Genomic DNA, 12626 nt, shown 5'->3' with positions numbered 1-12626 from the left:
CGTGGCGGCCAGAGCGTGCGCCTGACTGAGATTAGCAATAGAAGGCTTGTATGAACGTACCCCTACCCCCATCCCGTCGCTCCCATATCGCGCCTTTCATGGCGATGGACGTGCTGCGCGACGCGAAAGCCTTGGAGCGCGCCGGCCGCAGCATCATCCATTTGGAGCTTGGCGAACCTGGGGTCCCCGCGCCGCGCCGCGTGCGCGAGGCCGCCGCCGAGTCGCTTGCCCACGGCTCGATCGGCTATGGCGAGGCTCTCGGCGACGCGCCGCTGCGCGATCGCATCGCGCGCCACTATCGCGAGCGCTATGGCGTCGAGGTCGCGCCCGACCGCGTCATCGCCACGACGGGCTCATCCGGCGGCTTTCTGCTCACCTTCCTCGCCGCGTTCGATCCGGGAGCGCGCATCGCCGTCACCGCGCCTGGCTATCCGGCCTATGCGAACATCCTTTCGGCGCTCGGCTTGGAGCCGGTCCTGCTCGACGTCGGCCAAGAGACGCGCTTTGCGCCCACCGCGGCCATGCTCGAAGCCACCCATCGCGACAGGAAGCTTCACGGCGCGCTCTTCATGAGTCCCGCCAATCCGACCGGCGCGATGATCGCGGGCGATGAATTGGCGCGGATCTGCGCCTTCTGCGACGAAGCCGAAATAGTTTTCGTCTCCGACGAGATCTATCACGGACTCGAATATGAGATGCGCGCGGAGACCGCGCTGCGGTTCTCGCAACGCGCCCTCGTCATCAATTCCTTCTCGAAATATTACGCGATGACCGGATGGCGGCTCGGGTGGCTTGTCGCGCCGGCCGAATTGATGCGTCCGCTCGAGCGCTTGCAGCAGTCGCTGGCGATCTGCGCCCCGACCTTGTCGCAGCGGGCGGCCCTCGCCGCTTTCGACGCGGGCGACGAATTGGAGGCGAACCGCGCCGCCTATGCGCGGAACCGGGCGCTTCTACTCGACCGGCTTCCCAAACTGGGATTGGACAATTTCGCCCCGCCCGACGGCGCTTTTTACATCTACGCCGACATCTCGCGTTTCACCGAAGATTCGATCGGGTTCTGTCGGCGGATGTTGCACGAGGCCGGCGTCGCGACGACGCCCGGCCTCGATTTTGATCCGCGCCGCGGCGCAAAAACGCTGCGGCTTTCTTACGCCGGGCCGGAGGCGGACGTGCGCGAGGGCCTCGCCCGCCTAGAAGCCTGGCTGCGGCCCTGAAGCAGGTTCCAAAAAAGTCGACGGACTTTTTCGATGAGAACCTGCTCCAGCGTTTTGACTTTGAGCGATTCCTTTTCGATCACACGAGTCCGTGTGATCGGGAAGCGCTCTAACTTCCGAAAGGCGTGCGCACGCGCTGCCACCAGCCGCCCTTCTTCGGGCGGTCGGGGTCCGCTTGCGTAATGACCACTTCCGTGGGCTCGCGCGGGGCGACCGGCTGCGGGGCGGGCTCGGGCGTCGGCGCCGCCGCCTGAGGCGGAGCGATCTGGGCGACCGGCTCGCTTGAGCGCACTTGGGAGGGCGGCTGGGGGGGCCGCGCAATCTCGGCGCCGTTTACCGGCGGCGGCGCCGGCAAAGGCTCCGGATAGTCCGGCATCTGCGCTCCACGCGGAGAGATCAGCGCCTCAGCGTCCTCTCCACCCTCGTCGAACGCGAAGACTGCGGAAGGATCCTTGAATTCCTCGGCCAGGGGGGCGGATCGCCGCCAACGGCCAGGACCGCGATCTGAACCGCGATCTGGACTGCGGCCGCCGCCGCGTCGGCCGCCGCGGCGGTCAGACCGCTCCTCGGCAGGCGCCGGCGCGCCCTCAATCGCCGCCATGATCGCAAGACCTTCATCGGACGGCTGCTCGGCGCCGGGCGGCAAGGGCTCGCCGCCCTGTGCGCCGCCGCCACGGCCTCGACGACGGCGACGGCGACGGCCGCGCGATGCGTCTTCTTCCGCGCCCAAGCGCGATCGTTCGCCGTTCTCGTCACGCTGGTCGCCGTTCGACTCGACGGTTTCCTCTTCCACCTCGACGATTTCGCCGCCGATCACATCTTCCGGCGCCTCTTCCTCAAGAGGTTCGGCGCGCAGCGAATCGACCCGCAGAGGCGCGTCGCGCTGCGAAACGCGCGGACCGGTCGCGAGTTCTCCGCGCTCGAGCGCATGATAGGTCGCGCCCGTCAGCGTATCGTCGGCGGCCACCGTGATGTGGACGCCGAAGCGGCGCTCCAGCTCCTGCAAATGGGCGCGCTTCTGGTTGAGGATATAGAGCGCCACCACTGCGCGGGTGCGCAGCGTCACGTCATGCGCGGCGCTCTTGACCAGCGCCTCTTCGAGCACGCGCAGCACGTGCAGCGCGACGGAAGCGGTGGAGCGCACGTGACCGGCGCCGAGACAGTGCGGACATGGCACTGTCGAGCCTTCAACGACGCCCGCGCGGATGCGCTGGCGCGACATTTCGAGCAAGCCGAAATGCGAGATGCGGCCGACCTGAATGCGGGCGCGGTCGTTTTTCAGCGCGTCCTTGAGGCGTCGCTCAACAGCGCGATTGTTGCGACTCTCCTCCATGTCGATGAAGTCGACGACGATCAGCCCCGCGAGATCCCGCAGTCGTAACTGCCGCGCCACTTCGTCCGCGGCTTCGAGATTGGTGCGAACCGCCGTGTCCTCGATATTGTGCTCTCGCGTCGAACGTCCCGAGTTCACGTCGATGGCGACCAAGGCCTCGGTCTGGTTGATGACCAGATAGCCGCCCGATTTCAGCGTGACATGGTTGGAGAACATCGCATCGAGCTGGGCCTCGACGCCGCTTTCGGCGAAGATCGGAAAGGGCTCGCGATGCAGGCGCACGTTCTTGGCGTGGCTCGGCATCAGCATCCGCATGAAGTCTTTGGCCTCGCGATAGGCGTCTTCGCCGGAAACGACGACTTCCTCGACGTCGCGCCCATAAAGATCGCGAATCGCCCGCTTGATGAGCGAGCCTTCCTCATAGACGAGGGTCGGCGCCGCGGAGCGCAGGGTCAATTCGCGCACGCTCTCCCACAGCCGCAGCAAATATTCGAAATCGCGCTTGACCTCCTGCTTGGTCCGCGTCGCGCCGGCCGTTCGCAGGATGACGCCCATCCCCTCCGGCACTTCGAGATCATGCACGATCTCCTTCAACCGCTTGCGGTCCGCGCCGTCGGTGATCTTGCGCGAAATGCCCCCGCCACGGGCGGTGTTGGGCATGAGCACGGAATAACGGCCGGCGAGCGAAAGATAGGTGGTGAGGGCGGCGCCCTTGTTGCCGCGTTCTTCCTTGACGACCTGAACGAGCAGCACCTGGCGGCGCTTGATGACCTCTTGAATCTTGTACTGGCGACGGGCGCGCGGCGCGCGATAGGGCGCCTCGTCCATCGCGTCCCCGCCGATGTGCTCGACGTGATCGTCCTCGTCGTCGTGCTCTTCCTCGTCATGCTCCTCAGCCGGGGCGTTGACGCGGGCGTTGACCTCAGCCGTTTCGCCTTCCGAATCTTCGCGGGCGCGTTCCCGCGCCTCGTCGCGCTCGTCCTGGCGGCGCGCTTTCAGTTCGTGGTCAGGCTCCGGCGCCTCGAGGACAAACTCCTCGGCTTCGCCGGTCTCGACCGAACCGAAACCGGCCGGGTCGATGGAAATCCGCTCATGCTGCGCCGTAGCGCTCGGTTGATCGCCCGCCTCGGCCTCAACGTCCGTGCTCTCCGCCCGAAACTCGGCGGCTTCGGCGTTCCCGGCCTCGGGCTCCTCCGCCTCGACGTCTTGACCCCTCGATTCGGTCTCCGCGGGCACTGGCCGGGCTTCCAGATATTCTTGCGACTCAGCTTGGAGCGCGAACTCCGGCGCGGCTTCGGACCGTTCCTCAGCCGATTCGGCGAAGCCAGTTTCGGCCTGATCCTCAATGACGATCGGCGAAGCGCCCGCGTCGTCGAGGGGCTCGCTCGTCACAGCCTCATCGGCGCTCGCACGCTTCTCGGCGCCCTCGTGTTGGCGGCGGCGCGAACGGCGCCCGCGACCATGCGGAACCCGCTCTTCCTCGTCGGCCTGCTGATGGGCGCGGCTCTCTTCCTCGAGCAGCGCCTGACGGTCGGCGACGGGGATTTGATAGTAATCAGGGTGAATTTCGGCGAAGGCCAGAAAGCCGTGGCGATTTCCGCCATAGTCGACGAAAGCGGCCTGAAGTGACGGCTCAACCCGCGTGACCTTCGCGAGATAAATGTTGCCGCGCAGGGGTTTTTTGTCAGCAGCCTCGAAATCGAATTCCTGAACGCGGCTTCCACGTAGAACGACTACGCGGGTCTCCTCCGGATGGGAGGCGTCGATGAGCATCTTGTTAGCCATGGGGAACTCTTCTGCGGCGTCGCGCGCAATAACGCCGACGGGGCAAGCCTGAGTCCTCGAGGGGACTCGGCGACCGCTCTTTGGCGCATCCTGACGGCGCGAACGCTTCTTGTGAGGATAAGGGAGACAGGCCTGAGACCTGCGATACGCTTGCCGGCTTGGGAGCCGGCGGGACAAAGCGCATCGCGCCTCGTCCCCGTGAAATGACGAACGAGCCAAGAGGACATGTTTTTTGCTAGGCTGCGCCCTTCCGCGCGGACAAGCCACACGGAGGAAACGACTGCTCTCGCGCCTATCACGGTCCTGGCCATGAGATCGTCAAAAAACCTTTCGCACCGCCAAGTGGCGGCGACCAAACGTCACGACCTGCACGGGGCGGCGCAACGGAAAGCAACTGTCCGAAATTCTGTTGGCTCGACTTGACGGCCGCAATTTGCGGCAAATATCGCGCCGCAGAATTCCGCAGCTATCTCCTTACATATCGGTCGAAGTCGGCCGGTGCAAGCGCCGGCTCGGCTATTCACCGAAAAATTCGTGGAGAAATGTCCCGGAATCGACGGCTTTCAGATAAGCTAACGATGCGTTAACGGCGCTCTTCCAAAATGCCAATCGCCGGATCGAAACGCCGCGCGAAATTTGGGGACACGGGTGAGGAGGACAGCTTTGCGTGCAGGAGCGCCACGACCGTTGATCGTCTTGATCGTCATGGCGGCCGCGCTCCTCATGGCTCTGGGCGCGCGGCCCGCCGCCGCCGACGAGCAGCAGAAGGAGGTCTCTGCGCTGACCGCGCGAATCGAGGCGCTCCCCGATCGTTCCCGCCTCCTCTTCGATCTCACCGGCTTGCCGCCGGTGACCGCCCATCCCGTGGCGAACCCGCCGCGCATCATCGTCGATTTGCCGGAAGTGCTCTTCCGCATGGAGGCGAACGCCGGCCTGTCGCCCGGCGACAAGCTCATAAAATCCTATCGTTATGGCACCTTCGCGCCGGGACGCTCGCGCGTCGTGATCGATCTCGTGGGGCCCGCCAAGATTCTCAAGGCGGACAGCGAGGTCGCCGTCGGCGGACCGCGGCTCGTCATCGAACTCGCCCCGACCAGCGCCGGGCATTTCGCTTCGACCGTCGCCGAACAGGCGCGCCTGCAGCCCGCAGAACCGCCCAAACTGCCAGCGACGGCCGCCAAAGCGCCAACGGACAAGCCCATGGTGGTCATCGATCCGGGCCATGGCGGGGTCGATATGGGCGCAACCTCCAAGCACGGCGAAATGGAAAAGGACGTCGTGCTCGAGTTCGCGCGTGCGCTGCGGGACAAAATCCAGGAAACCGGGCGCGCGCGCGTGCTTTTAACCCGCGACCACGACATGTTTCTCCCGCTCGGCGAGCGGGTGCGAATCGGTCGCGAAAACAATGCGTCGCTGTTTATCTCGGTTCATGCGGACACGCTGTCCGCGTCCCGCGTCGAGGGCGCGACCGTGTACACGGTCTCCGAGCGCGCCTCGGACGCCGAAGCGGCGCGGATGGCCGAGAAGGAGAATCTCGCGGATCAGGCCGCCGGACTTGAAAGCAAGGCGGACGCCGAAGAGGTGGGCGACATATTGTTCGAACTCACGCGGCGCGAGACCCGCGGCTACAGTCGCCAGTTTTCGCATTCGCTGATCTCATTCTGGAAGGAAGTCGGGGCGCTCAACAAAAATCCAAGCCGTTCGGCGGGCTTCGTTGTGCTCAAAGCCTTTGACGTCCCCTCGGTGCTGCTCGAACTTGGATATCTTTCGAGCGAAAAGGATCTTTCCCGGCTGACGTCCCAGGACTGGCGCGAGCGCGCGGCGCAGAAAACCGCCGAAGCTGTTGACGCCTTTATCAGCGCGCGTAGCCGTGAAGCGCGGGCCCCCGCTGAAGCGCCCTCGGGCGCGGCGCGCCCACAATAAAACACAAAATCACGGCACATGGAGACAGTCGCGACGCACGATCGCCCGCGCGTCGCAGCCGCCGAAGAACGAGAAACGCAGACTCGGCGTCACACACTTGCGGATAAACGCTTCTCGCGTCGCGGCAATTTCGTGACCGGCGGCGTTCGCAGTCAAAGGCGCCGCGAGCCGGCGCCGGGAATTCGCCGAACGGTGGAATGATCCAAACGGGCGTTGTGAAAGAAAGCGACCCAAAAAGTGCGATCGCTCACTATATCTGAGCTGAACGAGTCGCTCTCGCGCGCCGGCCAGGCTCAGGCGCCCGCGGTTGCGACACGGACTTTGGCATTGAAACAATAGCCGACGCCAGCCGCCGGCCGCTCTAAGGGTGATATTTCATGCGAATGCTCGCAAGGTTTTTGGGCTTCGTCTTCGCGACCGCGACGATCGTTTTCCTCATCGGAGCGATCGCCGGGTCCGGGCTGATCTATTATTTTTCCAAGGATCTGCCCGACACAGCCCAGCTGCGCGACTACGAGCCGCCAGTGACGACGCGGTTGCACGCCGGCGACGGCTCGATCCTCGCCGAATATTCGCATGAACGCCGCCTGTTCCTGCCGAGCTCCGCCATTCCGCAGCTGGTGAAACAGGCGTTCATCTCCGCCGAAGACAAGAATTTCTACAACCACGTCGGCATCGATCCGGAAGGCGTGATGCGCGCCGTGACGGTGCTCGCCCAGGGCGGCCGCCATGTGCAAGGCGCCTCGACCATCACTCAGCAGGTCGCCAAGAACTTCCTCGTCGGCAACGAGCGTTCGATCGAACGCAAGATTCGCGAAGCGCTCGTCGCCTTCCGCATCGAAGCGGCCTATCCCAAGGACAAGATTCTCGAGCTTTATCTCAACGAGATCTATCTCGGCCTTGGAAACTACGGCGTCGCCGCCGCGGCGCTCAATTATTTCAACAAATCGGTCAATGAGCTCACGCTCGCCGAGGCGGCCTATCTCGCCGCGCTTCCCAAGGCGCCGAGCAATTATCATCCGTTTCAGAATCGCGAGCGCGCCCTCGAGCGTCGCAACTACGTCATCGATCGACTGATCGCCGACGGCTATGTGACCGCCGACGAAGGCGCGAAGGCGAAGGTGGAACCGCTTGGCGTCAATCCGCGCGTTCTCTCGCCCAACACTTATGTCGCGGGCTATTTCGCCGAGGAAGTACGCCGTCAATTGCTGGAGCAACAAAGCGAGAAGAAGCTCTACGAGGGCGGGCTGTCGGTTCGCACGACGCTCGACCCCAAGATGCAGGCCCTCACGCGAAAGGCCCTGGCCGACGGTCTCGTTCGCTACGACGAGGCGCATGGCTTCCGCGGCGCGATGAACCACATCGACATCTCCTCCGACTGGGGCGTGACGCTCGCCGCTATCCCCGCGCTTGGCGACGTCAAGCCATGGCGCCTCGCCGTCGTGCTCGATGTGACCGGCGACGCCGCGCGCATCGGCCTTCAGCCGGGACGCGAGAAATTCGGCGAAGTGGCGCGCGAACGCGAGACCGGCCTTCTCACGGCCGAAGGCATGCGCTGGAGCGGCCGCACGCCGCGAACGGCCTTGACGACGGGCGACGTGATCTACGTCGAGCCGCTCGCGGGACGCGCCGGCCAATATCGTCTGCGCCAGATCCCTGACATCTCCGGCGCGATGGTGGCCATGGACCCGCATACGGGCCGCGTCTTCTCCATGGTCGGCGGCTTTTCCTTCGACCAATCGTCGTTCAATCGCGCGACTCAGGCGTTGCGCCAGCCCGGCTCCTCGTTCAAGCCCTTCGTCTATGCGACGGCGCTCGACAATGGCTATACGCCGTCGTCGTCAATCCTCGACGAGCCGATTTCCATCCAGCAGGCGGACGGCACCTATTGGACGCCCGAGAATTTCGAAGGCGGCCACGGCACCGGCGCGCATCCGCTGCGCTACGGAATCGAGCATTCCAAGAACATGATGACGGTGCGTCTGGCGAAAGACGTCGGCATGCCGCTCATCGCCGAATACGCCAAACGCTTCGGCGTCTACGACGAGATGACGCCCTATCTCTCCATGGCGCTCGGCGCCGGCGAAACGACGCTTTTGCGCATGGTCACCGGCTATTCAATGCTGGCGAATGGCGGCAAGCGCATCAAGCCCACGCTGATTGACCGCATTCAGGATCGTTGGGGCAAGACGCTCTACCGCCACGATGAGCGGCAATGCATCGGCTGCGACTCCGCCAAATGGGAAAATCAGCTCGAACCGAAGCTCATCGACAAGCGCGAACAGGTGCTCGATCCGCTCACCGCCTATCAGATCACCTCGATCATGGAAGGCGTGATCCAGCGCGGCACCGGCGTCTCGATCCGGGCGGTGGGCAAGCACCTTGCCGGCAAGACCGGCACGACGAATGACGCCAAAGATCTCTGGTTCATCGGCTTTTCGCCCGATCTCGCGGTCGGCGTCTTCATCGGCTACGATCGGCCGCGCTCGCTCGGCAGCCACGCCCAGGCCGCGCAGTTCGCCGCGCCGATCTTCCGCGACTTCATGACGGTGGCTCTCAAAGACAAGCCGGATACGCCGTTCCGTGTGCCGCCGGGGATCAAGCTTATTTCCATCGACGTGCATTCCGGCCTGCGTTCGTCGGGAGCCGGCACGATTCTCGAAGCCTTCAAGCCGGGAACCGCGCCGCCCGACTCCTACTCCGGCGGCGGCGGCCCGCGTCAGCTCGATACGCCGCATGACGTGGATCAGCAGGTCGGCAGCGGCACCGGCGGCCTCTACTAAATCGCGCATGGCGGCACGGGACCTTTGGTTTGCGACCTTTGGTTTCCCGCCGCCGGGCTATATGTTCGAAGCGATGACCCTGGACGCCGAATCAACCGCGCGCGTGACGCTGGAGACCGCGGCTGGCGTCGCGACCCTGACGCTGAACAGCCCCGCCTCGCGCAACGCCCTATCTCTCGCGATGATCGACGCTCTCTCGGGCCGGCTCGACGCGCTTGCCGGCAGTGACGACGTTCGCGTCGTCGTGCTGCAGGCGGAAGGCCCCGCCTTCTGCGCCGGTCATGACCTCAAGGAGCTGACGGCGCATCGCAACGATCCCGACCGAGGCCGCGCCTTCTTCGATAGGACGATGCGCGCCTGCTCGGCGCTGATGCAGAAAATCGTGACGCTGCCTCAGCCGGTCGTCGCGGCTGTCGATGAGATGGCCACGGCCGCCGGCTGCCAGCTCGTCGCGAGCTGCGATCTCGCCGTTGCGGGCTCGCGCGCCCGCTTCTGCACGCCGGGCGTCAACATCGGCCTTTTTTGCTCGACGCCGGCCGTGGCGCTCTCGCGCAATGTCGCGCCAAAGCAGGCGATGGAGATGCTTCTCACCGGCGTTCCCATCGGCGCCGAGGAGGCGCTGCGCATCGGCCTCGTCAACCGCATGTCAGCCGATGGCGCGCGGGCCGGCGCGCTGGCGCTGGCGCGACTCATCGCGCAAAAATCTCCGCAAGCGATCCGCTTCGGCAAGAGGGCGTTCTACGCTCAACGCGAGAAGCCGCTTTCGGACGCCTATGAACTGGCGAGCGCCGTGATGGTCGAGAACATGCTGGCGGAAGACGCCAAGGAAGGCGTCGCGGCCTTTCTGGAGAAGCGGGCGCCCACATGGGCGGAAAAGTGAGAACTGGCCTTATACGCTGCTAAAAGTCGCGCCCCTATCAACAAGCGGCTCATGGCGATCGACCCAGGCGAAGCGGGCGCGCTCTCATGAAGAGTTGGGCGGGGCTGCATACCGGGCGTTCAGCTCTCGGCTGCGCCGCGACGCTGATCTTTCTTGCGCCTCTCTCAGCTAACCGGACGAGGCGCCGCACGCTATTTCGATCTTAAATGATGTTTGCCGCACGTGGCCTGTTGCGCTCGGCGCGTCTCTTTTGAAGGAAGACTAAAATGTCCAGATTGCGCAATCGCGCCCTGCATCTGGCGCTGCTCCTGGCGCTCGCGATCGCCTTTACGCTCGCCGCTTTTCCGGCGCGCGCAAGCTGACGGTTGAGCGCCGGCGCGAAATACGCGTCAGTTGCTTTAAGCGGGCGTCGATGACTTATCGCGCGTTTTTCAAAGCTCATTTTTTGGAGAGTGAAATGAATGCTTTTCGTCTTTCGATCGCGCTCGCCGTCGCATCCTGCGCTTTTGCGCCGCCCGCGAAGGCGGATTTTACGGTCTGCAACAGAACGCCCGATCAAATCACCGTCGCATCGGCCTGGGTAAGCCCCCGCGGCGGATTCACGTCGGAGGGATGGTGGAAGCTTCGCGCCTGCGGCGGCTGCGAAAGAGTCGTCCTGCGCAGCGAGACCTCCGATCCGCATAACTACTTCTTCTATGCTCACGGCGGCGGCAGGGAATGGCGCGGCGACTCAAATTTCTGCACGACGCCGGGGGCGTTCAAGATCGGCGACGCCAAGCGCTGCGTGTTTGGACGACGCGGGCAGATGAAGAACTTCGTCCATGTCACGAGCGGCAGCGGCAATCATACGCAGAGCCTCACCGGCCGCTCGAACAGCGGGCGCGTGTGCATCGATTGACGCTGCGACCTACTCGCCGAGATACCGCAGCGCCGCCGCGGCCGCGAAGGGGCAGAGCGCGAGAGCAGCGAGCGTGATCGCGCTGAGGATCGCGAAGGGCGCATAGAAGGGAACGGCGCCGCCGCTCGCCGCCTCCGCGGCGGAGACGCCGAAGATCAGCACCGGGATCGTCAGCGGCAGCACGAGCAGCGCCATCAGCAGTCCGCCGCGCCGCACTGTCACCGTCGCCGCCGCGCCGATCGCGCCGATCAGCGTGAGCGCCGGCGTGCCGACAAGCAGCGTCGCGACGACGCCGACGAGCGCCATCGCCTCCTGTTGCAGCATCAGCCCCAGAAACGGCGCGGCGATCACGAGCGGCAGGCCGGTCGCCGCCCAATGCGCCGCGCATTTGACGAGCACCGCCAATTCGAGCGGGGTCTCGGAAAGATGGAAAAGATCCAGAGAGCCATCCTCGGCGTCTGCCTGAAACAGGCGGTCGAGACAGAGCAGCGTCGCCAGCAGCGCCGCGATCCAGAGGATCGCCGGGCCGATGCGGGCAAGCAGATTGGGGTCTGGCCCGACGGCGAAGGGCACGATCGCGACGAGCGTCAGGAAGAACACGACGCCCATCGCGCCCGAGCCGCCGATGCGGCGCGCCACGCGCCATTCGCGCAGGAAAAGCGCTGAAAGCGGCGCGCTCACGAGGCGGAGCCCAAGGCAAGCGACGCCGCCTCTTCGAGCCCCAGCGGCTCATGCGTCGCGGCGACGATCAATCCCCCTTGGCCGCAATGATCGCTCATGGCGAGCGCGAATTTTTCGCGTGAGGCGCGGTCGAGCGCGGTCAGCGGCTCGTCGAGGAGCCAGAGCGGCCGGAAGGCGACGAGAAGTCGCGCCAAGGCCGCACGGCGCTTCTGGCCGGCGGACAGCACGCCGAACGGCGCGGCGGCGACATGGGAGAGGCCGACGACCCCGAGCGCCGCGCCGACCGTGCGGCTGCGCCGGTCAGGCTCCTGGGCCAAATAACGCGACCAGAAATCGAGATTCTCCTCAACCGTCAGCGCCGCCTTCATCCCATCGCTATGGGCAAGGTAATGCGCCTGCTGCGGCAGTTCGACGTCGCTCGGCCCGCCTTCGAGAGCGATCGAGCCGCCCGCGCGCGGCAGGAGTCCCGCCAAGGCCCGCAGCAGCGTCGATTTCCCGGCGCCGTTGGGACCCGTCACGATCAGCGCCTGCCCGGCGGCGAGCGAAAAGCTCAGGTGATCGAGCACGCGCCTGCCCCCGCGCAAAACGCCGAGATTATCGACGCAAAGACGTAAAGCGCCATCGACGGGCGGCTGAACGGGCGGCTGAACAGGCCCTGGGACATCGATCGACATGCGCTCCGCATAGAGCTTTGCGATCGACTCCGCCAGACAGGGCGGACAGAGAGCGTGTTTGGCGATGGCCCCGGCCGCGCGCGCCCCAAGCGCCCCCCTGCCCCGCTGGCCCCGCAGGGCGATCGGGTGAAGGGCTTCCTCATCCTGAGGAGCGTGCGTAGCGCGCGTCTCGAAGGACGAGGAAGCCCGTTTTCGTGCATTTTTCTTCACCCTCGTCCTTCGAGACGCCGCCTTCGATCTCGGGCCTGCCCGAGATCGACATTAAATTCGCAAGTCGGGTAAACCCGACTTGCGGGCGGCTCCTCAGGATGAGGGTGAGGAAAACAATCCTTCGCCCGATCGCCCACCCCTGCCCTGGCCGCCCGCTGGCGCAGACGGGACGGGAATGCTAAGCAGCGCAGACCTTTCTTGGGCGCTCAGCGGCCCAAGTTCTCGCCAATAGCGCGCGGCGCGCC

8 protein-coding genes are annotated in these 12626 nt (G+C 65.2%); 5 read left to right on the top strand and 3 right to left on the bottom strand.

What is annotated here, in order from left to right:
* The first annotated feature begins 50 nt into the window (after nt 1–50).
* A complete protein-coding gene (locus IYY11_RS18120; RefSeq protein WP_196405145.1) occupies nt 51–1214 on the top strand; it encodes a pyridoxal phosphate-dependent aminotransferase in 1164 nt (387 codons plus the stop codon).
* A 109-nt stretch (nt 1215–1323) separates the two neighbouring features.
* On the opposite strand, the gene IYY11_RS18115 is transcribed toward IYY11_RS18120, so the two are convergent.
* Nucleotides 1324–4332 carry an Rne/Rng family ribonuclease gene (locus IYY11_RS18115; RefSeq protein WP_196405144.1) on the bottom strand — a complete coding sequence of 1003 codons (3009 nt, stop codon included), beginning with the start codon at nt 4330–4332 and terminating at the stop codon, nt 1324–1326.
* 687 nt (nt 4333–5019) lie between these two features.
* On the opposite strand from IYY11_RS18115, the gene IYY11_RS18110 reads away from it, so the two are divergent.
* The 4 genes from IYY11_RS18110 to IYY11_RS18095 all read left to right on the top strand — a co-directional run bounded on the left by IYY11_RS18110 (nt 5020) and on the right by IYY11_RS18095 (nt 10816).
* Nucleotides 5020–6255: an N-acetylmuramoyl-L-alanine amidase gene (locus tag IYY11_RS18110; protein WP_246720069.1), complete on the top strand. Its 1236-nt coding sequence runs from the start codon at nt 5020–5022 to the stop codon at nt 6253–6255.
* 377 nt (nt 6256–6632) lie between these two features.
* A complete protein-coding gene (locus tag IYY11_RS18105; protein ID WP_196405143.1) occupies nt 6633–9038 on the top strand; it encodes a penicillin-binding protein 1A in 2406 nt (801 codons plus the stop codon).
* Between the two features lie 73 nt (nt 9039–9111).
* Nucleotides 9112–9918: an enoyl-CoA hydratase gene (locus tag IYY11_RS18100; protein ID WP_196405382.1), complete on the top strand. Its 807-nt coding sequence runs from the start codon at nt 9112–9114 to the stop codon at nt 9916–9918.
* A 457-nt stretch (nt 9919–10375) separates the two neighbouring features.
* The gene (locus IYY11_RS18095) at nt 10376–10816 is read left to right on the top strand and encodes a DUF1036 domain-containing protein (protein ID WP_196405142.1); all 441 of its coding nucleotides are present in this window, start codon (nt 10376–10378) and stop codon (nt 10814–10816) included.
* 9 nt (nt 10817–10825) lie between these two features.
* On the opposite strand, the gene ccmB is transcribed toward IYY11_RS18095, so the two are convergent.
* Nucleotides 10826–11497, bottom strand: a complete 672-nt coding sequence (gene ccmB, locus IYY11_RS18090; RefSeq protein ID WP_196405141.1) for a heme exporter protein CcmB — start codon at nt 11495–11497, stop codon at nt 10826–10828.
* On the bottom strand, nt 11494–12171 hold the full coding sequence (ccmA, locus tag IYY11_RS18085; protein WP_196405140.1) for a heme ABC exporter ATP-binding protein CcmA: 678 nt from the start codon (nt 12169–12171) through the stop codon (nt 11494–11496). The genes ccmB and ccmA overlap by 4 nt, the downstream gene beginning before the upstream one ends.
* Between the last annotated feature and the right edge of the window lie 455 nt (nt 12172–12626).

Source organism: Methylocystis sp. H62 (genome assembly GCF_015709515.1).
Taxonomy (GTDB): domain Bacteria; phylum Pseudomonadota; class Alphaproteobacteria; order Rhizobiales; family Beijerinckiaceae; genus Methylocystis.
The sequence above is the reverse complement of the archived record's forward strand: the minus strand, read 5'-3'. Positions and strand labels throughout refer to the sequence as shown.